The following is a 20,923-nucleotide window of genomic DNA, read 5'->3' on the forward strand; positions in this document are numbered from 1 at the left end:
CCTAGGAGGTCGGCGCCTTGATCTGGTAGATCGCGCCGGTCGAGACGTCCTCCTCGAGGGCCTCGAGCGTGCGTCCCCGGGTCTCCGGGACCTGCGTGAACACGAAGATCAGCGCCAGCACGCCGATCCCGGCGAAGAGGAAGAACGTGCCGGTGATGCCGACCGCGGCGACCAGGGAGGGGAAGTAGAGCGAGAGGACGCCGTTGGCCACCCACAGCATGAAGACGGACACGCCGATCCCGAAGCCGCGCATGTGCAGCGGGAAGACCTCGGAGAGGTACACCCACACGGCGACGTTGAGGAAGGTCTGCATGGAGCCGACGAAGGCCACCACCAGCGCCAGGATCACCCAGGGCCGCAGCGGGTTGCCCGGCTCCAGGGTCATCGCGGAGATCCCGATCAGCAGGTGGCAGGTGGTCGTGAGGCTCAGGCCGATCATGAAGGTCTTCCGCCGGTCGAGCCGGTCCATCAGGTACAGCGCGATGAACCCGCCGACCACGGCGATCACCCCGGGGGCGATGTTGGCGATCAGAGCGGCACTGGCGCTGAAGCCGGACTCGATCAGCACGATCTGGCCGTAGTACATGATCGAGTTGATGCCGGTGAACTGCTGGGCGATGCCCAGGCCGATGCCGACGAGCATGATGCGGACCAGGTGCTTGTTGGTGAGGATCTGGCCCAGCCCGATCCGGTTCTCGGCCCGCTCCTCCTCGGTGATGTGCTCGACCTCGCCGAGCTCGGCGATCGCCCGGTCCTCGGATCGCACCGTCTTGAGCACCGCGAGGGCGTCCTCGTGCCGGCCCTTCTCGACGAGCCAGCGCGGTGACTCCGGCATCCGGAGCATCCCGATGAACAGCGCCACGGCCGGCAGCGCGGAGATCGCGAACATGATCCGCCAGACCCCTGTCACATCGCTGAAGACGTTGCCGATGATCGCGTTGATCACGAACGCCGAGAGCTGGCCGATCACGATGGCCACCTCGTTGCGGCCTGCGATCGAGCCGCGGATCTCGTAGGGGGCCAGCTCCGCGAGGAAGACCGGCACGACCGCCGAGGCGCCGCCGACGGCGAGGCCCAGGCAGATGCGCCCGGCGACCAGCACCTCGTAGTTCGGGGTGAAGACGACGATCATCGTCCCGACGAAGAAGAGGACGGCCAGGAGGAGGATCGTCCTGCGGCGACCCCAGGCGTCCGAGATGCGACCTCCGGACAGCGCGCCGACGGCGGCCGCGAAGACGAGCGAGCTGGTGACCACGCCCTCGGTGAACGGCGTGAGGCCCAGCTGCTCCGACATCGGGCGCAGCGCGCCGTTGATGACACCGGTGTCGTAGCCGAAGAGCAGACCGCCGAAGCAGGCGACGACCGAGATGAGGCCGAGGCGCTTGCGATGTGGTCCGGAGGTGAGCGGGGGCAGCGCAGCAGCTGCCTCCCGGGGTGACGATGTGGCCATCGGAGAGTCCTTTGTTCGTGCGCAGCCGTTGCGCTCTTGACGGTGCTGGTTCGTCGGTTCGACGGGCCGCTCGTGGAGTGACGCACGTCTCACTGGTCCTGATGTCACTATGTTAGGACATAGGAAGACGGCGGGGAACCCCGAGCCGGAATTTCTTGTGATCGGCGCAACATTTCCGGAAGGCACCGGGCACCGGGCACCAGGTACCAGGCCCCAGGCCCCGGGCACCAAGGGCCAGGCGCCTGGGGCCTGGGGCGGGGATCCGCGGTCAGAGGGGAGTGGCGGGGAAGGGCGCCGGCCGTGCCGCCGGGTCCGGGGCGGGTGACCTCAGACGAACAGCAGGACCGCCACGGCAGCGGGGGCCGTCCAGCGCAGCGACCTGCCGGTGAGGTTGTGCACCATGCCCAGCAGCGTGCAGCAGACCACGGCCGTGGCCACGGAGGCCCAGCCGCCGAGGACCAGTCCGGGCAGGGCGAGCAGGAGCCCGAGCGCGAGCCCCCCCAGCGGAGCGACCTGCGTCCAGTGGAGCGGCCGGCGCAGCTCCACGGCCCGCTGCACGCACGTCAGGACGAGCGCGAGGAGCAGGGACCGGCCCACGTGGTAGGCGGCGAAGCCCACCATGCCCAGCCAGGCGCCTCCGCCGTAGTCGGCGTAGAGGTCCAGGTAGAGCTGGATCGGCTGGACGCGCCACTCGCCCACGAGGAAGACGGGCAGGATGACCCCGAGCAGGACGGCCAGGACGAACAGGAACAGGGCGGTCGTCGTCCGCCGGTGGTCGACCGCGAGGGAGGGGGGAGGGCCCGGGGACGGCGGGAGCGCGGGGTCCGACGCCCGGTGGCGCAGCCACGCCACGAGACCCCGCTGGATCGCGAACCACGCCGCACCGAGGCAGAGCCAGGCGAAGACCTGCCAGCCCAGCGGGTAGACGTCGGGGATCTCGCCGGTGAGGGTGAGCACCGTGCCGTCGACGACGGCCTCCAGCCCGAGGGCCACGAACGCGAAGGTCGCGATCGAGACGAGGAAGCCGGGGTCGGCGGGGGCGAACGCCCGGTTCTCGGGGGGGTCGACAGAACTCATGGGGTCAGTCAATCAAGAAACGCGGGGCCGCACGCGCGCGTCCCCGGTTGTGGCCGCCGTTTCGGCATGCACTACAGTCTCGTACAGGGAGTGCACCGGAAAGTCCCGCGCCCGGAACGGCTCCGCGGAACGGCCCGGACGCATCCGTCGGCCTCGGCCGGGAGGATGCGGGGCGCTCCGTTCACCATCAGGTCGGAGGACGACCCGCGTACTGCCCGGGTCGCCGCCGCCCACGACTTCGACGAAGAAGGGCATTCACCCGTGGACCTGTTCGAATACCAGGCACGCGACCTGTTCGAGAAGCACGGCGTCCCCGTGCTCCAGGGCATCGTCGCGACCACCCCCGAAGAAGCAAGGGCCGCCGCCGAGAAGATCGGCGGAGTCACCGTCGTGAAGGCGCAGGTCAAGGTCGGAGGCCGCGGCAAGGCCGGTGGCGTCAAGGTCGCCAAGAACGCCGACGAGGCGTACGAGTACGCCCAGCAGATCCTCGGCATGGACATCAAGGGCCACACCGTCCACCGGGTCATGATCGCCCAGGGTGCGGACATCGCCGAGGAGTACTACTTCTCGATCCTGCTGGACCGCGCCAACCGCTCGTACCTGGCCATGTGCTCCGTCGAGGGCGGCGTGGAGATCGAACAGCTCGCCGTCGAGCGTCCCGAGGCCCTCGCCCGCGTCGAGGTCGTCCCGACCGAGGGCATCACCGAGGCCAAGGCCCAGGAGATCGTCCGCGAGGCCAAGTTCGACGAGGAGACCGCCGCGAAGGTGGCCCCCGTGCTCGTGAAGCTGTGGGACGTCTTCAAGAACGAGGACGCCACGCTCGTCGAGGTGAACCCGCTGGTGAAGACCGGCGACGGGCAGATCATCGCCCTCGACGGCAAGGTCACCCTCGACGAGAACGCCGAGTTCCGCCAGTCCGGGCACGCCGACCTCGCGGACAAGTCCAGCGCCGATCCCCTCGAGGAGAAGGCCAAGGAGCACGACCTCAACTACGTCAAGCTCGACGGCGAGGTCGGCATCATCGGCAACGGCGCGGGCCTGGTCATGTCGACCCTGGACGTCGTCGCCTACGCCGGAGAGAAGCACGGCAACGTCAAGCCGGCCAACTTCCTGGACATCGGCGGCGGGGCCTCGGCCGAGATCATGGCCGCCGGCCTGGACGTGATCCTCAACGATCCGCAGGTGAAGTCCGTGTTCGTCAACGTCTTCGGCGGCATCACCGCGTGCGACGCCGTGGCCAACGGCATCGTGAAGGCCCTCGAGATCCTCGGCGACGAGGAGGACAAGCCGCTCGTGGTCCGCCTGGACGGCAACAACGTCGAGGAGGGCCGGCGCATCCTCGCCGGCGCCAACCACCCGCTGGTCACCCTCGCCGAGACCATGGACGAGGGCGCGGACAAGGCTGCCGAGCTCGCCCACGCCGCCAACTGATCCGCCGACCGGACGAACACTTCTAAGGAACGAACAGCAATGTCTATCTTTTTGAACAAGGACTCCAAGGTCATCGTTCAGGGCATCACCGGCGGCGAGGGCACCAAGCACACCGGACGCATGCTCGCGGCGGGGACCCAGGTCATGGGCGGCGTCAACGCCCGCAAGGCCGGCACCACCGTGGCCCACCAGGACAAGGACGGCAACAGCGTCGAGCTGCCGGTCTTCGGCACGGTCGCCGAGGCCGTCGAGAAGACCGGCGCGGACGTGTCGATCGTCTTCGTCCCGCCGGCCTTCACGAAGGGCGCCGTGATCGAGGCCATCGACGCCGAGGTCCCGCTGGTGGTCGTCATCACCGAGGGCATCCCGGTGCAGGACTCCGCCGAGTTCTGGGCCTACGCCAAGTCGAAGACCGGTGCGGACGGCAAGCCGACCACCCGCATCATCGGCCCGAACTGCCCCGGCATCATCACCCCCGGCGAGTCGCTGGTCGGCATCACCCCGGCCAACATCACCGGCAAGGGCAAGATCGGCCTGGTCTCGAAGTCCGGCACCCTGACCTACCAGATGATGTACGAGCTGCGGGACATCGGGTTCACCACCGCCATCGGCATCGGCGGCGACCCGGTCATCGGGACCACCCACATCGACGCCCTCGAGGCGTTCGAGGCGGACCCGGAGACCGAGGCCATCGTGATGATCGGCGAGATCGGCGGCGACGCCGAGGAGCGCGCCGCGGACTTCATCAAGGCGAACGTGTCCAAGCCGGTCGTCGGCTACGTCGCCGGCTTCACCGCCCCCGAGGGCAAGACGATGGGCCACGCCGGCGCCATCGTCTCCGGGTCCTCGGGCACGGCGCAGGCCAAGAAGGAGGCCCTCGAGGCCGCGGGCGTGAAGGTCGGCAAGACGCCGTCCGAGACCGCCCAGCTCATGCGGGAGATCTTCGAGGGCAAGTGACCCGGCGGGCCCCGGCCCGTTGATCCGCCGCACAGGGAGGCCCCGTCCACGATGGCTCGTGGACGGGGCCTCCGCGCGTCCGCGGCCCTGGGACGGCCCTGGGACGGCCCTGGGGCGGCTCCGGGGCAGTCCGAGCGGCCCGAGAGGGCAACGCGGTGACGGCAGTAAGACGGTATGTCTTTACAAACTGACCTGATGTCGTATTCTTGTTGTGATCCGGACCACTGATCGGCCGGGCGCACGGGATTCTCACCGTGACGCCGGTCCAGCACCAGAAAGCAGGTCACCATGGCGCAGCAGAACACGACCTCCACGACCGCCGGCGCGGCGGCACAGCAGACGGCACAGGGGACGAACCCCGTCCTCATCGGCACCGCCCCCGACTCGTGGGGCGTGTGGTTCCCCGACGACCCCCAGCAGACGCCCTGGGAGCGCTTCCTCGACGAGGTCGCCGAGGCGGGCTACTCCTGGATCGAGCTCGGCCCCTACGGCTACCTGCCCACCGACCCCGTCCGGCTCGCCGACGAGCTGGCCCAGCGCAACCTCAAGGTCTCGGCGGGCACCGTCTTCACCGCCTTCCACCGCGGCGCGGCCCAGTGGGACGAGGCGTGGGAGCCCGCGCGGCAGGTCGCCGAGCTGACCGCCGCCATGGGCGGCGAGCACATCGTGGTGATCCCGGCCATGTGGCGCGACGACGTCACCGGCGAGGCGCTCGAGAACGAGCACCTGAGCACCGAGCAGTGGAACGCCCTGTGCACGGGCCACGACCGGCTCGGCAAGGTGCTCCGCGAGGAGTACGGCCTGCAGCAGCAGTTCCACTCCCACGCCGACTCGCACGTGTGCGGCCAGCCGGACATCGAGACCTTCCTCGACCGCACCGACCCCGAACTGGTCACGCTGTGCCTGGACACCGGCCACGCCGAGTACGGGGGCGCGTCCTCCGTGGACCTGATCCGCAAGTACCCCGAGCGGATCGGCTACCTGCACCTGAAGCAGATCGACCCCGTGGTGCTCGAGCGCGTGCGCCGGGAGAACCTGACCTGGGCCGCGGCCAATCTGGCCGGCGTCATGGTCGAGCCGCCGGCCGGCCTGCCGGACCTCGCGGAGGTCATCGCGGAGGTGGAGAAGCTGGACCGGCCGATCTTCGGCATCGTCGAGCAGGACATGTACCCCGTCTCCTCCTTCGACGTCCCGCTGCCGATCGCCACCCGCACGCGCTCCTACCTGCTGGGCTGCGGCTCCCGCACCCGCGTCCGCTGACCCGTCCGCGCACCACAGACCTGGAGAACCGTCCATGAAGATCGCCCTCGATCCCACACCGTTCCACTCCACCCACTCCCTGCTCGAGTTCCCGCAGCTCGCCGCGGACCTCGGCTACGAGTACCTGCAGCTGACGCCGCACGCCGACTTCCTGCCCTTCTTCAACCACCCCAAGGCCGACGACCGGCTCGTCGCGGACCTGCGGACGGCCTGCCGCGAGGCCGGGGTGCAGATCGCCTCCGTCCTGCCCGTCCTGCGCTGGTCCTCCCCGGACCCCGACGCCCGGGAGGCGGCCGTGCGGTACTGGAAGCGCGCCATCCGGATGACCGTGGACCTCGGCGTGCACCAGATGAACACCGAGTTCCAGGGCCGGCCCGAGCTGGCCGAGGAGTCCGAGCGGGCGTTCTACCGCTCGATGGAGGAGCTGCTGCCCCTCGTCGAGCGCGAGGGCGTGCACATCGCGATCGACCCGCACCCCGACGACTTCGTGGAGCAGGGCCTGGCCGCCTGGCGGGTGATCCGGGGCGTGAACTCCCCGAACCTCGGCTTCGCCTACGTGGCGCCGCACACCTTCCACATGGCGGACGCCCCGCTGGAGATCATGGCCGCGGTGGGTGACCGGCTGCGCGTGGTCCACGTCGCCGACTCCATGGACCACCACCGCTCGCACGGGCTGCGCTACATCACCAATCCGCCGGGCAGCGCCGCCCGGGTGCACCAGCACCTGAAGATCGGCGACGGCGACGTCGACTGGGACGAGTTCTTCGGCGGGCTCGCGGCCAACGGCTTCCTCGACCGCGAGGAGTCCGTGATGGTCTCCTCGGTCTTCGCCGAGAACGAGAACGCGATGGAGGTCTCCCGCTACCAGCTCGAGCAGATGACCGAGCGCGCCGCCGCGGCCCGGAAGGCCGCAGCCCGCACCCCGCAGCAGACCGAGCAGAAGGCGGAGGCCCACGCATGAGCTACGACGTCGTGACCCTGGGGCGCATCAGCGTCGACATCTACCCCGACGACATCGGCGTCGGCCTGGAGGACGTGACCACGTTCCGCAAGTACCTGGGCGGATCGCCGTCGAACGTGGCGGTCGCCGCGGCCCGCCACGGCGAGTCGGCCGCGGTGATCACCCGCACCGGCGACGACCCGTTCGGCACCTTCCTGCACCGCGAGCTCACCCGCTTTCGTGTGGACGACCGGTTCGTGAGCCCCGTGCCGGGGCTGCAGACCCCCGCCACGTTCTGCGCCATCCGGCCGCCGGAGGACTTCCCGCTGTACTTCTACGGACGCTTCCCCACGGCCCCGGACCTGCAGATCCGGCCCGAGGAGATCGACACCGAGGTCGTGCGCGACACGCGGATCCTGTGGTCCACCGTCACAGGCCTGTGCCAGGAGCCCAGCCGCTCGGCCCACTTCGCCGCCCACGAGGCCCGTCCCCGTGAGCAGCTGCGGAGCGACCAGCACACGATCCTGGACCTCGACTACCGGCCCATGTTCTGGGACTCCGAGGAGGACGCGCGAGCGCAGGTCCACGAGCTGCTCCAGCACGTGACCATCGCCATCGGCAACGACAAGGAGTGCGCGGTGGCCGTGGGGGAGGGCACCCCCGACGAGCAGGCCGACCGGCTGCTGGAGGCCGGCGTGCGGATCGCCGTGGTCAAGCTCGGCCCCGAGGGGGTCATGGCCAAGACCCGCGACGAGCGCGTGGTCTCGGCCCCCGTCCCCGTGGAGACCGTCAACGGCCTCGGCGCCGGCGACTCCTTCGGCGGGGCCTTCTGCCACGGCGTCAACCAGGGCTGGAGCCTCGAGCAGGTCCTCGACTACGCCAACGCCTCCGGCGCGATCGTGGCCTCGAAGATCTCGTGCTCCGACGCCATGCCCACCCCCGACGAGGTCTTCCAGCTGCTGCGCGAGCGCGGCCGCGCCGTTCCCGAAGGAGTCACCCCATGACCACGACGTCCCCGCTCGAGCTCGACACGGCGGATCCGCGCCGCTACGAGCACCTCACCCGGGTCCGGCTCGAGGACCCCCGCGCGGTCCAGCGCGCCGCCGACTCCCGTCGTCGCCACCCCGGGCCGATGCACGGACGGCAGAACTTCGTGGTCGCCGCGGACCACGCGGCCCGCGGCGCCCTGAGGGTGCGCGACGAGGCCGACGCCATGGCCGACCGGCGCAGCCTGCTCGACCGGCTGCAGATCGCCCTGGCGGACCCCAAGGTCGACGGCGTGCTCGCGTCCCCGGACGTGCTGGACGACCTGCTGCTGCTCGGCGCGCTCGAGGGCAAGCTCGTCTTCGGCTCCATGAACCGCGGCGGTCTGCCCGGGCTGGTCAACGAGATCGACGACCGCTTCACGGGGCACACCGCCCAGGCGCTGGACCGGATCGGCGCCGACGGCGGCAAGATGCTCACCCGCATCTGCTTCGAGGACCCGCACACCAGCTCCGTGCTGGAGAACACCGCCCGGGCCGTGGACTCCCTGGCCGCCCTGGGCCTCATCGCGATGGTGGAGCCGTTCATCTCCCGGATCACCGACCGGGGCATCGTCAACGACCTCTCGGCCGACGCCGTGATCCAGTCCGTGGCCATCGCCCAGGGCCTCGGCGGGACCTCCGCCCACACGTGGATGAAGCTGCCCGTCGTCGAGGACATGGAGCGCGTCATGGCGGCCACCACGCTGCCCACGGTCCTGCTCGGCGGCGACCCCAGCGGCCGTCCCGACGAGGTCTTCGCGACCTGGGAGGCGGCGCTGGCGCTGCCCGGCGTCCAGGGCCTCACGGTCGGCCGCACCCTGCTCTACCCCGAGGACGGCGACGTCGCCGGCGCCGTGGCCACCGCCGCGTCCCTGCTCAAGGGACACCCCGTCGAGGAAGGAGCCGCCCGATGAGCACCCGCACCCTCTCCGTCTCCCAGGCGCTCGTGGAGTTCCTGGCCAACCAGTGGACCGTGGACCGGATCGGCGGGCAGGAGTACCGGCAGCGCACGATCCCGGGCATGTTCGGCATCTTCGGCCACGGCAACGTGGCCGGGGTGGGCCAGGCCCTGAAGCAGTACCAGGCCGAGGACCCCACGGTCATGCCCTACTACCAGGGCCGCAACGAGCAGGCCCAGGTGCACCAGGCCGTCGGCTACGCCCGGCACACCCGGCGCCGGGCCACCTTCGCGGTGAGCACCTCGATCGGGCCCGGGGCCACCAACATGGTCACCGGCGCGGCCCTGGCCACCACGAACCGGCTGCCCGCGCTGCTGTTCCCCTCGGACCAGTTCGCCTCCCGGCGCCCGGACCCGGTGCTCCAGCAGCTCGAGCGCCCCGACGCCAACGACATCACCGTCAACGACGTCTTCCGGCCGGTCAGCCGTTACTTCGACCGCGTCTGGCGACCCGAGCAGCTCTTCTCGGCGCTGCTCAACGGCATGCGGGTGCTCACGGACCCGGCCGAGACCGGTGCTGTGACGATCGCGCTCCCGCAGGACGTGCAGGCCGAGCCGCTCGAGGTGCCCGAGGAGTTCCTCGCGCCCCGGGAGTGGCGGATCCGCCGGCCCGCACCGGAGGAGGAGGACGTCCGCGCGGCCGTCGCGGCGATCCGTGCCGCGGAGCGGCCCGTGATCATCGCCGGCGGCGGGGTGCACTACGCCTTCGCCACCGAGGCGCTGCAGGAGTTCGCGGAGGCCACCGGGATCCCCGTGGCCTACACCCAGGCGGGCGTGGGCGTCCTGGACTGGGACCACCCGCAGTGCCTCGGGGCCGTCGGGTCGACCGGGTCCACAGCCTCCAACGCCGTGGTCGCCGACGCCGACCTCGTGATCGGCATCGGCACCCGGTACGAGGACTTCACCACCGCCTCCCGCACCGCGTTCCAGCACCCGGACGTGCGCTTCGTCAACATCAACGTCGCCGCGTTCGACGCCTACAAGCAGGGCACCGCCGTGCCGGTCGTCGCCGACGCCCGCAAGACCCTCGTCGAGCTGACGAAGGCCCTCGGCGGGTACCGGGTGGGCGCCGACCTCGCCGGGACCGTCGAGGTCGAGAAGCAGCGCTGGGACGCGACCGTGGACGCGGCGTTCTCGGAGCGGCACCTGCCGCTGCCCAGCCAGAACGAGATCATCGGGGCCGTCAACGAGGCCATGGACGACCGCGACGTCGTCGTGTGCGCGGCGGGCTCGCTGCCCGGCGACCTGCACAAGATGTGGCGGGTGAAGGACCCGTACGGTTACCACGTCGAGTACGCCTTCTCGTGCATGGGCTACGAGATCGCCGGCGGGCTCGGGGTCAAGCGGGCCGCCGTGGCCGAGGCCGAGCGGGCCGGGGCGCCCCAGGACGCCCGCGACGTCGTCGTCATGGTCGGGGACGGCTCCTATCTGATGATGCACACCGAGCTCGTCACGGCCGTGGCCGAGGGGCTCAAGCTCGTGGTGGTGCTGATCCAGAACCACGGCTACGCCTCGATCGGCGCCCTGTCGGAGCAGCTGGGGTCCCAGCGCTTCGGCACGAAGTACCGCTACCTCGACGGGCAGCGGCACAGCTTCGACGACGGCTCGACGCTGCCGATCGACCTCGCCACCAACGCCGAGTCCCTCGGCGTGCGGGTGCTGCGCGTCGAGCCCGGCGAGGGCGTCATCGACCGGCTGCAGGCCGCCGTGGCGCAGGCCAGGGCCGTGCCGGAGGGCTCCGGTCCCGTGCTCGTGCACGTGGAGTCGGACCCGCTGATCGACGCGCCCAGCTCCGAGTCGTGGTGGGACGTGCCCGTCACGGGCACCGCCACCCTGTCATCCACCCACGAGGCCTACGAGGTCTACCAGCAGCACAAGTCCCGGCAGCGCCCGCTGCTCGGGGAGTCCAGGAGGAACGCATGAGCCAGCAGACCCAGCAGCAGACCCAGCACGTCGAGCACTTCATCGACGGCAAGCGCACCCCCGGCACCGGGGACCGTACCCAGGAGATCTACAACCCCGCCACCGGCGAGGTGTCCGGCATCCTGCACCTGGCCACCGAGGCGGACCTGCAGACCACGGTGGCCGCGGCCCGCAAGGCCGCCGACTCGTGGGGCGACATGTCCCTGGCCAGGCGCACGGCCGTGCTGTTCAAGTTCCGCGAGCTCGTGGCCGCCCACACCGACGACCTCGCCGCCCTGATCACCGCCGAGCACGGCAAGGTGCTCTCCGACGCCAAGGGCGAGGTCGGCCGCGGCCTCGAGGTCGTGGAGTTCGCCTGCGGGATCGCCGAGCAGCTCAAGGGGGAGTACTCCGACCAGTTCTCCACCGGCATCGACGTCTACTCCTTCCGCCAGCCCCTCGGGGTGGTCGCGGGCATCACCCCGTTCAACTTCCCCGTCATGGTGCCCTTGTGGATGGCCCCGGTCGCCATCGCCACCGGCAACGCGTTCATCCTCAAGCCCTCCGAGCGGGACCCCTCACCGTCCCTGCTGATCGCCGAGCTGTGGCAGCAGGCCGGTCTGCCGGACGGGGTGTTCCAGGTCCTGCACGGCGGCAAGGAGGCCGTGGACGGGCTGCTGACCCACCCGGACGTGGACGGCATCTCCTTCGTGGGCTCGACCCCGATCGCCCAGTACGTGCACGAGACCGCGACCAAGCACGGCAAGCGGGTCCAGGCCCTCGGCGGGGCGAAGAACCACGCGATCGTGCTGCCGGACGCGGACATGGACTCCGCGGCCGACAACCTCACGGCGGCCGCCTTCGGCTCCGCCGGGGAGCGCTGCATGGCCGTGTCCGTGGCCGTGGCCGTGGGCGAGGCCGCGGACCTGCTCGTGGACAAGCTCGCGGCCCGGGCCAAGGACATCACCGTGGGCAACGGCATGGACGCCTCCTCCGACATGGGCCCGGTCATCACGCCCGCGTCCCGGGACCGCGTGCGCCGGATCGTCACCGCCGCCGAGCAGGACGGCGCGGCCGTCGTCGTGGACGGGCGGGACCTGATCGTGAAGGACCACGAGGACGGCTTCTTCGTCGGCCCCACGGTGCTGGACAAGGTCCGGAAGGACATGCAGGCCTACGAGGAGGAGATCTTCGGACCCGTCCTCGTGGTGCTGCGCGTGGACACCCTGGACGAGGGCATCGAGGTCATCAACGCCAACCCCTACGGCAACGGCACCGCGATCTTCACCTCCTCCGGGGCCTACGCCCGCCAGTTCAAGCGTCGCGTGACCGTGGGCATGATCGGGGTCAACGTCCCGATCCCCGTGCCCGTCGCCTGGCACTCCTTCGGCGGCTGGAAGGCCTCCCTGTTCGGCGACCACCACATCTACGGGCCCGACGGCGTGCGCTTCTACACCCGCGGCAAGGCCGTCACCGAGCGGTGGCCCGAGCCGCACCACGCCTCGGGGGCGTCCTTCGCGTTCCCGTCCTCGGGCGACCACTGAGTTCAGCCCGTCCCACGGCCAGCGGTTCCCAGCTGCTGTGCCCGGACCTCGGGTCCCCGCCCCTGCCCCGCCCGCGAAGGCGCGGCAGGGGCGGAGCGACGCAGCTTCCACCACCATCCGGACCGACCGGGTCCACACGCCCCCAGCGGGCGGAAGGAGATTCATCATGACCAAGACTCTGCGCGTAGCCGTCGTCGGCGCGGGCCGCATGGGCGCCGACCACATCGACCGGATCCACCACCGCACCACCGGCGCCGAGGTCGCGGCCGTCGTCGACATCGACCGGCCCCGGGCCGAGGCCGCCGTCGCCCACATCGACGGCGCCGTCGCCTGCACGAGCTTCCAGGAGGTCCTGGACCGCGGTGACATCGACGCCGCCCTGATCGCCACCCCGGGTTTCCTGCACGAGGACGTGCTGCTCGCCGTGATCGAGCACGGCCTGCCCACGCTGTGCGAGAAGCCCCTGACCCCGGACGCCGCCTCCGCGTGGCGGGTGGTGCAGGCCGAGGCCGCCGCCGGCCGGAAGCTGATCCAGGTCGGCTTCATGCGCCGCTTCGACGCCGGCTACCGGTCCCTGCGCCGGCTGATCGAGGAGCAGACCTACGGGGAGCTGCTGACCCTGCACCACCAGCACCGCAACCCGACCACCCCCGCGGGCTTCACCAACGAGATGATCATCAACGACTCCGTGGTGCACGAGTTCGACGCCGTGCGCTACTTCACCGGCGAGGAGATCACCTCCGTCCAGGTCCGGATCGGCCGGTCCACCCGCAACGCCCCGAACGGCCAGCGGGACCCGCAGCTGGTGCTGATGGAGACCGAGTCCGGCGTCCTCGCCCAGGTGGAGGCGTACGTCAACGCCCAGTTCGGCTATCAGGTGGCCACCCAGGCCTCCTTCGAGACCGGCGTCGTGGGCATCGGCGGGGACACCGAGCCCTACGTCCGCACGGCCGGCACGTGGGGCGGCAGCATCACCCCCGGCTTCGAGGAGCGCTTCCGGGACGCCTACGACATCGAGCTCCAGGACTGGGCCGACGCCGCGTCGCGCGGCGAGCTGGGCGGGCCCTCCGCCTGGGACGGCTACGCCACCGCGGCGTGCTGCGAGGCCGGCGTCCGCGCCCAGGCCAGCGGGGACATCGTCCCCGTGCAGCTCGAGGAGAAGCCGGAGCTCTACCGCTGAGCCCGCTCCACCGCTGAGTCCTCGACGGGGCCGGTCCGGGAGCCGCCACGGCGGCTTCCGGGCCGGCCCCGTCGTCCGGTGACCGTCGTCCGGTGACCGCCGTCAGCCGTCCCGGGGGCCCGCGCAGGAGCTGCGCGGCATCAGCCGGGGCGTCAGCAGCGCGGTCCGCACCGGCTCGTCCGCCGTCGTCGTCACCCGCCGCACGAGGCGCTCGGCCGCGGCGGCCCCGACCTCGGCGTTGCGACCGTCGACGGTCGTGAGCTGCAGCAGGTGCGTGGCCGCGATGGGGGAGTCGTCGTAGCCGATCACGGACAGGTCCTCCGGCACCCGCAGTCCGCGCTCGCGGGCCGCTGCCAGCGCGCCCATGGCCATGGTGTCGTTCGCGGCGAAGACCGCGGTCGTGGCCGGCGCCTCGTCGAGCAGCCGCCGCGCGGCCCGGTAGCCGTCCTCCTCCGTGGTGCGGCCCGCACCGCGCACCTCGGGGGCGCGCAGCCCCCGCGCCCGGACGGCGTCCCGGAAGCCCTCGGCCCGCAGCCGCGCCGCCCCGCCGTCGCCGGTGAGGTGCCCGAGCCGGCGGTGGCCGAGCTCCAGGAGGTGCTCCGTGGCCAGGCGGCCGCCCAGGCGGTCGTCGTCGGCCACGACGTCCGCGCCAAGCACGACCCCCAGCCGACTGCCCGCGACCACCACGGGCAGGCCCACCGGCACGCGCATGGCGGGCGTCGGCTCGGTGGCGATGACCAGCCCGTCGACCCGCATGGCCAGGAAGCCGTCCAGCGGACCGGCCTCCACGTGCGCGTTCATCGTGTGGTCGGAGACCGCGATGCGGAAGCCGTGCGGGGCCAGTCCCTCCTGCAGTCCCTGGAGAAGAGAGACGAACCAGAGGTTCCGGAAGTCGTCGATGACCACGCCGATGGTGCGGGTGGTGGCCCCGGCCAGCGTCGCGGCGGCCTGGCTGGGGCGGTAGCCCAGCTGCTCCACCGCCTCCAGGACGGCCGTCCGCCGGGCCTCGGACACGCTGGGGGAGCCGCGCAGGACGAGGGACACGAGGGACTTGGAGACGCCCGCGGTCCGGGCGACGTCGTAGATGGTGGGCGGGCGGGACGGACGCGAGTTCACCACACCATTGTCCCTCTCAGTTTGTCCTGACAAATCCCTTGACCCTGCTCCCGGAAGATCCTACGCTTATTGGAGCGCTCCAAAAAGTGACCGGCGGCACAGTGTCCGGCTCCGCGGCGCCGATCTTTCCCGTCCCGCCCTCTCTCGTCCCACCCTTGCTCGTCCCTGCCGCTTTCGCGGTTCGTCCCGTCCCACTCCAGGAGAAGAAACATGACCGACAGCATCGGCATCGCCGTCATCGGCGCCGGCATGGCCGGGCAGGCCCACGCCGCGGCCTACCGTGTGGCGCCCACCCTCTACGACCCCGTCCTGCCCCCGCTGCGCTACGCCGCCATCGGGGACGTCAACGAGACGCTGGGCGCTCACGTCGCCCGCCGCTACGGCTACCAGAAGGCGGTCGGCTCCTGGGAGGAGATCGCGGAGGACCCGGAGATCGACGTGGTCAGCGTGGTCATCGCGAACCGCTTCCACCGCCGGGCCGTCGAGGGCCTGCTGGAGGCCGGCAAGCATGTGCTGTGCGAGAAGCCGCTCAGCGACACCCTCGAGGAGGCCCGGGCCATGGCCCGGGCCGCCGAGCAGGCGGACACCATCGCGCGCATCGGCTTCACCTTCCGGCGCACCCCCGGCATCGCCGCGATCCGCGACCTGATCCAGGGCGGAACGCTGGGGAAGGTGCTGCACTTCAGCGGCCGGTACTGGACCGACTACGGCGTGAACCCGAAGGCGCCCATGAGCTGGCGGTACCAGGGCGGTCCCGGCTCCGGGGCGCTGGCCGACGTCGGCAGCCACCTGGCCTACGTGGCGGAGTTCCTCTGCGGGGACATCCGCTCCGTGAGCGGCGGCCGGCTGACCACGGCCGTTCCCGAGCGGCCGCTGCCGCTCGGCGCGGTGACCGGCCACCACCTGGTCGAGGTCAGCGACACGTACGAGCCGGTCGAGAACGACGACTACGCGGCCTACTCGGCGGAGTTCGCCTCCGGCGTCGGCAGTCTCGAGGTCTCCCGGGTGGCGGCCGGGCACCCCAACACCCTGACCTTCGAGGTGTTCTGCGAGAAGGGCGCGGCGCGGTTCAACCAGCTGCGCCCGGCCGAGATCGAGCTGTTCCTCGCCGACGGACCTGAGGCCACCAACGGCTACCGCACGGTCAACCTCGGCCCTCAGCACGCCTATCTCGGCGGCGGACTGGCCATGGACGCCCCCGGCGTCGGCTTCGGCCAGAACGACGCCTTCGGCTACCAGGCCCGCGCCTTCCTCGAGGAGGTCGCCGGCCTCGAGGAGTCGGCGTCCCTGCCCCGCAACGCCTCCTTCGCGGACGGCGTGCACAACATGGAGATCCTGGAGGCGGCAGTGGAGTCCGCCACCCACCACGGAAAGAAGGTCACCCTGTGAAGCTCGGCGTCTACAACGCGATCCTGCACGACCGCCCGCTCTCCGAGGCCCTGAAGGTCATCGCGGACCTGGGCCTGACCGGCATCGAGATCAACACGGGAGGTTTCCTCCCGGCCGTCCACGTCCCGAACATGGACCAGATCCTGGAGAGTGACGCCGCCCGCGACGACTACCTGGGCGTCTTCGAGGGCACCGGCGTCTCGATCGCCGGCCTCAACTGCAACGGCAACCCGCTGCACCCCAAGCGGGAGATCGGTGAGAAGCACACCGAGGACATCCGCCGCTCCATCCGGCTGGCCGAGCGGCTGGGCCAGACCCGCGTGGTGACCATGTCCGGGCTGCCCGGCGGGGAGCCCGGGGCCACCGTGCCCAACTGGGTCGTCAACGCCTGGAACTCCGGAGCCCTGGACGTCCTGGACTACCAGTGGGGAATCGTGGCCGACTTCTGGCGGGAGACCGACCGCCTCGCCGCCGACCACGGCGTGAAGGTGGCCCTGGAGCTGCACCCGCAGAACGTCGTGTTCAACACCGCCGACGTCCGCAAGCTCATCGAGCTGACCGGCGCCACCCACGTGGGTGTCGAGCTCGACGCGTCGCACCTGTTCTGGCAGCAGATGGATCCGGTCGCCGTGGTGCGCGAACTCGGCCCGCTCGTGGTCCACGCGGCGGCCAAGGACGTGCGGATCAACCAGGCCAACGCCGCGCTCTACGGCGTGCTGGACAACAGCTTCCGCCGCCTCGCGCCCGAGGAGGACCGCACCAACCTCGGCGGCGACGAGTGGGCCAACGAGTGGCCCAAGAACTCCGCCTGGGACTTCGTGGCGCTGGGCCGCGGCCACGACACCGCCTACTGGGCCGAGTTCCTCACCGCCCTGCTCGAGGTCGACCCGGACATGGCGGTCAACATCGAGCACGAGGACGTCTCCCTGGGCCGGATCGAGGGTCTCGAGATCGCCGCGGGCGTCCTGAAGGACGCCGCCGCGTCCGTCGCCGCCCTGCGCTGACCCCGCAGCTGCCCGGAACGACGGGTCCCCTCCGGCCACGGAGGGGACCCGTCCGTCGTCGGAGCCTGCCCGCCGAGGACCTGCCCGCTGGGGACCTGCCCGCCGGGGACCTGCCCGCCGGGGGACTCCCGGCGCGCGGCGGGCCTGTCGTGATGTCGGAGCCGGCTGCGGGAGGGAGGAGTGCGGGGCTAGAGCTGTCCGGTGAGGAACTGGGCGGTGCCCAGGCCGAAGGACCAGTCCTCGCGGGTGTTCTCGGTGACGGAGACGATGAGGTCCTGCGGGTCCAGTCCGGTGCGCTGCTCGAGGCGGTCGGCCAGGGCCCGGTACATGGCCTGCTTCTGGGCCTCGCTGCGCCCCTGCTGGGTGACCTGGACGACCACCAGGTCGTCGGTGCGGGTGTAGCCCAGTCCGGTGTCCTCGGCGATGATCTGGCCGGGCCTGTGCTCGGTGATGATCTGGTAGCGGTCGCGGGGCGGGGCCGCGAAGGTGTCCAGCATGACGTCCTGGACGGTGTCGGCGAGCTCGCGGAGCTGGGCGGGGGAACGGCGGTCCTGGATGACGTCGATGCGCACGAGGGGCATGGTCGGAGCCTTTCGGTCGATGCGGGGAGGGGCGGAACCGTGCGGTGCCGGGTGCGGTGTCTGCCGGTGTAGGAGACGCCGGACGGGTCCTCCGGGGAGCGGACTGCGGAGGGCGCCGCCGGCCCGGTCGCCCGGACGGGACGGATCGGGGCGGATCGGCTCAGCGTCCGAACGGCAGCCGGGGGTCGACGGCCGACTCGTCCCAGGTCCGGCGGATCCAGCCGTGGTGGGGGTCGTCGCTGATCAGCCACTCCCGCACCCGGCCCGGGCCGGCCATGACGTTGAGGTAGTACAGGTCGTAGCCCGGGGTCGCCATGGCGGGGCCGTGCCAGCCGTAGGGCACCAGGACGACGTCGCCCGAGCGCACCTCCGCGCTGACGTCGATGGGGCGGTCGTCCGAGGCGTAGACCCGCTGGTAGCCCATGGGGTCCGTGCCGTCGCCCTCCGGGGCGGGCATGCCCTCGGCGAGCTGCGTCTCGAAGTAGTAGATCTCCTCCAGCGCGGTCTCTCCGTCCTTCTCCTCGTCGTGCTTGTGCGGAGGATAGGAGGACCAGTTGCCCGCGGGCGTGAGCACCTCGCACACGATGAACCGGTCGGCCTCCAGTGCGGCGGGCGTGCCGAAGTTGTGCACCTGCCGGGAGCAGCTGCCCGCACCGCGGAGCTCCACCGGGATCTCGTCGCGGCCCACGAGCCGGGTGGGGTGCTCCGCGCGCGCGGGCGCCGAGGCCACGGCCACCCGGCCGCCGGTGGCGGTGGACACCGACAGGTCCCGGCGGATCCCGGTGTAGAGGACGTCAGTGGGGCCGGCGAAGACGGACGCCCGGCCGGCGAGCTCGTAGCTCTGCCCGCCGGTCTCGGCCGTGAAGCTGCCCGAGAGGGGCACCACGATGCGCTCCTCCTCGGCGGCGTCCAGGCTGATCCGGTCGCCCGGGCCGAGGTCGGCCACGCGCAGGCCCGTGTGGGCCCAGCCGGGGACCTCGGTGGCCGAGTCGTGGCCGCCCAGGGAGACGAACCAGCCGTCCTGGGCGGCGGAGTCCTTGGGGTGGACCCATTCGGGGCGGGAGCTGTCGGTGTGCATGGGTCGGTGTGCCTTCCGGTGTCGTCGTCGTGCGGTGGTCTCGGGCCGCGGCGGTGGTCCGGCGCTCAGCGCTGGACGAGGGTCAGCTCGAAGGTGTACTTGTCGGCCCGGTACACGTGTCGGCCGGTCTCGACCTGGCGGCCGAGGTCGTCCATGGCGGTGCGGTGCATGCTGACCAGCGCGGCGCCGGGCTCGACGCCCAGCTGCTCCGCCTGGAACGCGTCGGCCGAGACGGCGCCCACCCGCTGGTGGGCGAGCTGGAAGTTGACGCCCTGGCCGCGCATGAGGGAGTACAGCCCTTCCTGCTCGAGCTGCTCGCGCGTGAGCTCGCACAGCGCGCAGGGGATCCAGTTCTCCATGAGGGCCAGCGGCTCGCCGTCCGTGCTGCGCAGGCGCACGAGGTGGTAGACCTCGTCGCCCGGCGCGATGCCCAGCAGCAGCGCCACCTCATCGTCGGCAGGGATCCGCGCGAAGTCCAGCACGTCCGTGCTGGGACTGCCCCCGCTGCGCTGGAGGTCCTCGTGCAGGCTGGTCAGCTCGAGCGAGCGGCGGACCTGGCTGCCCACCACCTGGGTGCCCACACCGCGCTTGCGCACCAGCAGCCCGGCGCGCACGAGCTGGTCCATGGCCTTGCGCATGGTGGGCCGGGACAGGTTCAGCCGGCTGGCGAGGTCGATCTCGTTGTCCAGCTTGGTTCCCGGGGGCAGCTCACCGCTGCGGATCGCGTCCTCGAGCCCCTGGGCCACCTGGTGGTAGAGGGGCACGGGGGAGGTCTTGTCGACCGTGAGACGGAGTGGGCCGGACATGGTGGACCTCCAAGGAGTGGAACCGAGCGGGCGGGACCGCCGCTTCCTCCATTGTGAAGGGTGAGATGTGAATATGTCCATACATTCTATTGACATCTGTGATCCGGGTCACCCAGGATGATCCCCAAGCGGACGGCCGAGGCGGCGCCCGGAGGCGCGAGGCCCCGCAACAACACGAGGAGAACTTCCCATGACTGCACGACGTCCTTCCCCCGAGAGCCTGCGGCCGAGGGCGCCCCGGCGTCTCCTGGCGGCCGCCGCCCTGCTGGTCCCGGCCATGGCGCTCGCCGGCTGCTCGTCCGAGGGCGGCCGGGAGACCACGGCCGCGGGCGAGGGCGGCGGCGGCCAGGTGGCCCAGACCGAGCAGATCAAGATCGCCATGATCACGCACGCCGCCCCGGGCGACACGTTCTGGGACCGGATCCGCGCGGGCGCCGAGGAGGCCTCGGCGAAGGACAACGTGGAGTTCCTCTACGCCTCCGATCCCGAGGGCGGGCGCCAGGCCCAGCTCGTGCAGCAGTACATCGACCAGGGCGTCGACGGGATCGCCGTGACCCTGGCCAAGCCCGACGCCCTGCGGGACGTGCTGGCCCAGGCCGAGGAGGCCGGGATCCCGGTGGTGACCCTCAACGCCGGCGAGAACGAGTTCGAGGACCTCGGCGCGTTCGCGCACTTCGGGTCCGACGAGCAGCTGGCCGGGCAGACGGCGGGGGAGCGGCTCAAGGAGGAGGGCCTGCAGCACCCGATCTGCGTGATCCAGGAGCAGGGCCACGTGGGCCTCGAGGCCCGGTGCGCCGGCGTCAAGGAGGAGCTGCCGGAGACGGAGATCCTCTACGTGCAGGGCACGGACATGACCCAGGTGTCCTCGACCGCCACGGCCAAGCTGCAGGCCTCGACGGAGGCCGACTCGATCATCGGGCTCGGCGCGCCCTACACGATGACCCTGCTCGAGGCGAAGGAATCGGCCGGCAGCGACGCGACCGTCGCGTCCTTCGACATGAACGGCGACCTCGCCCAGGCCGTCGTCGACGGCGACGTGCTGTTCACCATCGACCAGCAGCCGTGGCTGCAGGGCTACCTGTCCGTGGACTCCCTGTGGCAGAACCACCGGGGCGCCTTCAAGATCGGCGGCGGCCAGGCGACGCTCACGGGTCCCGCCGTCGTGGACTCGTCGAACGCCGAGGACGTCCTCGAGTACGCGAACGAGGGCATCCGCTGAGCGGGC

The 20,923-nt window shown here is 71.3% G+C and carries 18 protein-coding genes; 12 read left to right on the plus strand and 6 right to left on the minus strand.

Annotated elements, in window-relative coordinates; all coding sequences use genetic code 11:
* Position 1: 1 nt before the first annotated feature.
* Together Q0817_RS09975 and Q0817_RS09980 are read right to left on the minus strand one after the other, a co-directional pair.
* Complete coding sequence (locus Q0817_RS09975) at positions 2-1,450, minus strand: sugar porter family MFS transporter (protein WP_298586562.1); 1,449 nt, start codon at positions 1,448-1,450, stop codon at positions 2-4.
* Between the two features lie 327 nt (positions 1,451-1,777).
* A complete protein-coding gene (locus Q0817_RS09980) occupies positions 1,778-2,527 on the minus strand; it encodes a hypothetical protein (protein ID WP_298586565.1) in 750 nt (249 codons plus the stop codon).
* A 261-nt stretch (positions 2,528-2,788) separates the two neighbouring features.
* Here Q0817_RS09980 and sucC point away from each other — a divergent pair, with 261 nt between their 5' ends.
* The 9 genes from sucC (at position 2,789) to Q0817_RS10025 (ending at position 13,724) form a co-directional block, all read left to right on the plus strand.
* Positions 2,789-3,958, plus strand: a complete 1,170-nt coding sequence (gene sucC, locus Q0817_RS09985; protein WP_298586568.1) for an ADP-forming succinate--CoA ligase subunit beta — start codon at positions 2,789-2,791, stop codon at positions 3,956-3,958.
* Positions 3,959-3,997: 39 nt separating this feature from the next.
* The gene (sucD, locus tag Q0817_RS09990; RefSeq protein WP_298586570.1) at positions 3,998-4,915 is read left to right on the plus strand and encodes a succinate--CoA ligase subunit alpha; all 918 of its coding nucleotides are present in this window, start codon (positions 3,998-4,000) and stop codon (positions 4,913-4,915) included.
* 288 nt (positions 4,916-5,203) lie between these two features.
* Positions 5,204-6,175: a sugar phosphate isomerase/epimerase gene (locus Q0817_RS09995; protein ID WP_298586575.1), complete on the plus strand. Its 972-nt coding sequence runs from the start codon at positions 5,204-5,206 to the stop codon at positions 6,173-6,175.
* A gap of 34 nt (positions 6,176-6,209) precedes the next feature.
* Positions 6,210-7,136, plus strand: coding sequence for a sugar phosphate isomerase/epimerase (locus Q0817_RS10000; protein WP_298586579.1), 927 nt, complete (start codon positions 6,210-6,212; stop codon positions 7,134-7,136).
* On the plus strand, positions 7,133-8,119 hold the full coding sequence (gene iolC, locus Q0817_RS10005; protein ID WP_298586582.1) for a 5-dehydro-2-deoxygluconokinase: 987 nt from the start codon (positions 7,133-7,135) through the stop codon (positions 8,117-8,119). Before Q0817_RS10000 ends, iolC begins: the two co-directional genes overlap by 4 nt.
* A complete protein-coding gene (locus Q0817_RS10010; protein ID WP_298586585.1) occupies positions 8,116-9,054 on the plus strand; it encodes a deoxyribose-phosphate aldolase in 939 nt (312 codons plus the stop codon). Before iolC ends, Q0817_RS10010 begins: the two co-directional genes overlap by 4 nt.
* Complete coding sequence (iolD, locus tag Q0817_RS10015; RefSeq protein ID WP_298586587.1) at positions 9,051-11,021, plus strand: 3D-(3,5/4)-trihydroxycyclohexane-1,2-dione acylhydrolase (decyclizing); 1,971 nt, start codon at positions 9,051-9,053, stop codon at positions 11,019-11,021. The genes Q0817_RS10010 and iolD overlap by 4 nt, the downstream gene beginning before the upstream one ends.
* On the plus strand, positions 11,018-12,544 hold the full coding sequence (locus Q0817_RS10020; protein WP_298586590.1) for a CoA-acylating methylmalonate-semialdehyde dehydrogenase: 1,527 nt from the start codon (positions 11,018-11,020) through the stop codon (positions 12,542-12,544). Before iolD ends, Q0817_RS10020 begins: the two co-directional genes overlap by 4 nt.
* A gap of 166 nt (positions 12,545-12,710) precedes the next feature.
* Positions 12,711-13,724 (plus strand): Gfo/Idh/MocA family protein, encoded by a 1,014-nt coding sequence (locus Q0817_RS10025; protein WP_298586593.1) that lies wholly within the window; start codon positions 12,711-12,713, stop codon positions 13,722-13,724.
* A 102-nt stretch (positions 13,725-13,826) separates the two neighbouring features.
* Here the strand turns inward: Q0817_RS10025 and Q0817_RS10030 are convergent, their stop codons facing one another.
* Positions 13,827-14,840, minus strand: a complete 1,014-nt coding sequence (locus Q0817_RS10030; RefSeq protein ID WP_366139869.1) for a LacI family DNA-binding transcriptional regulator — start codon at positions 14,838-14,840, stop codon at positions 13,827-13,829.
* Positions 14,841-15,050: 210 nt separating this feature from the next.
* Here Q0817_RS10030 and Q0817_RS10035 point away from each other — a divergent pair, with 210 nt between their 5' ends.
* Both Q0817_RS10035 and Q0817_RS10040 read left to right on the plus strand, forming a co-directional pair.
* Entirely contained in the window at positions 15,051-16,229 is a 1,179-nt protein-coding gene (locus tag Q0817_RS10035) for a Gfo/Idh/MocA family protein (protein WP_298586599.1), read from the plus strand.
* Positions 16,226-17,233: a sugar phosphate isomerase/epimerase gene (locus Q0817_RS10040; RefSeq protein ID WP_298586601.1), complete on the plus strand. Its 1,008-nt coding sequence runs from the start codon at positions 16,226-16,228 to the stop codon at positions 17,231-17,233. The genes Q0817_RS10035 and Q0817_RS10040 overlap by 4 nt, the downstream gene beginning before the upstream one ends.
* A 188-nt stretch (positions 17,234-17,421) precedes the next feature.
* Here Q0817_RS10040 and Q0817_RS10045 read toward each other — a convergent pair whose 3' ends face one another.
* The 3 genes from Q0817_RS10045 to Q0817_RS10055 form a co-directional block, all read right to left on the minus strand.
* Complete coding sequence (locus Q0817_RS10045; protein ID WP_298586604.1) at positions 17,422-17,814, minus strand: tautomerase family protein; 393 nt, start codon at positions 17,812-17,814, stop codon at positions 17,422-17,424.
* A 160-nt stretch (positions 17,815-17,974) separates the two neighbouring features.
* Complete coding sequence (gene iolB / locus Q0817_RS10050) at positions 17,975-18,892, minus strand: 5-deoxy-glucuronate isomerase (RefSeq protein ID WP_298586607.1); 918 nt, start codon at positions 18,890-18,892, stop codon at positions 17,975-17,977.
* A gap of 65 nt (positions 18,893-18,957) precedes the next feature.
* Complete coding sequence (locus tag Q0817_RS10055; protein WP_298586609.1) at positions 18,958-19,698, minus strand: GntR family transcriptional regulator; 741 nt, start codon at positions 19,696-19,698, stop codon at positions 18,958-18,960.
* Positions 19,699-19,975: 277 nt separating this feature from the next.
* Here Q0817_RS10055 and Q0817_RS10060 point away from each other — a divergent pair, with 277 nt between their 5' ends.
* Complete coding sequence (locus tag Q0817_RS10060; protein WP_298586693.1) at positions 19,976-20,917, plus strand: substrate-binding domain-containing protein; 942 nt, start codon at positions 19,976-19,978, stop codon at positions 20,915-20,917.
* The last annotated feature ends 6 nt before the right edge of the window (positions 20,918-20,923 follow it).

It is taken from the genome of uncultured Kocuria sp. (genome assembly GCF_947500125.1).
Taxonomy (GTDB): domain Bacteria; phylum Actinomycetota; class Actinomycetes; order Actinomycetales; family Micrococcaceae; genus Kocuria.

What these genes read in the sequence shown, in the direction of transcription:
- Q0817_RS09975 (WP_298586562.1), bottom strand. Translation starts at nt 1,450, where the DNA reads ATGGCCACATCGTCACCCCGGGAGGCAGCTGCTGCGCTGCCCCCGCTC.
- Q0817_RS09980 (WP_298586565.1), bottom strand. Translation starts at nt 2,527, where the DNA reads ATGAGTTCTGTCGACCCCCCCGAGAACCGGGCGTTCGCCCCCGCCGAC.
- sucD (WP_298586570.1), top strand. Translation starts at nt 3,998, where the DNA reads ATGTCTATCTTTTTGAACAAGGACTCCAAGGTCATCGTTCAGGGCATC.
- Q0817_RS09995 (WP_298586575.1), top strand. Translation starts at nt 5,204, where the DNA reads ATGGCGCAGCAGAACACGACCTCCACGACCGCCGGCGCGGCGGCACAG.
- Q0817_RS10000 (WP_298586579.1), top strand. Translation starts at nt 6,210, where the DNA reads ATGAAGATCGCCCTCGATCCCACACCGTTCCACTCCACCCACTCCCTG.
- iolC (WP_298586582.1), top strand. Translation starts at nt 7,133, where the DNA reads ATGAGCTACGACGTCGTGACCCTGGGGCGCATCAGCGTCGACATCTAC.
- Q0817_RS10010 (WP_298586585.1), top strand. Translation starts at nt 8,116, where the DNA reads ATGACCACGACGTCCCCGCTCGAGCTCGACACGGCGGATCCGCGCCGC.
- iolD (WP_298586587.1), top strand. Translation starts at nt 9,051, where the DNA reads ATGAGCACCCGCACCCTCTCCGTCTCCCAGGCGCTCGTGGAGTTCCTG.
- Q0817_RS10020 (WP_298586590.1), top strand. Translation starts at nt 11,018, where the DNA reads ATGAGCCAGCAGACCCAGCAGCAGACCCAGCACGTCGAGCACTTCATC.
- Q0817_RS10025 (WP_298586593.1), top strand. Translation starts at nt 12,711, where the DNA reads ATGACCAAGACTCTGCGCGTAGCCGTCGTCGGCGCGGGCCGCATGGGC.
- Q0817_RS10035 (WP_298586599.1), top strand. Translation starts at nt 15,051, where the DNA reads ATGACCGACAGCATCGGCATCGCCGTCATCGGCGCCGGCATGGCCGGG.
- Q0817_RS10045 (WP_298586604.1), bottom strand. Translation starts at nt 17,814, where the DNA reads ATGCCCCTCGTGCGCATCGACGTCATCCAGGACCGCCGTTCCCCCGCC.
- iolB (WP_298586607.1), bottom strand. Translation starts at nt 18,892, where the DNA reads ATGCACACCGACAGCTCCCGCCCCGAATGGGTCCACCCCAAGGACTCC.
- Q0817_RS10055 (WP_298586609.1), bottom strand. Translation starts at nt 19,698, where the DNA reads ATGTCCGGCCCACTCCGTCTCACGGTCGACAAGACCTCCCCCGTGCCC.
- Q0817_RS10060 (WP_298586693.1), top strand. Translation starts at nt 19,976, where the DNA reads ATGGCGCTCGCCGGCTGCTCGTCCGAGGGCGGCCGGGAGACCACGGCC.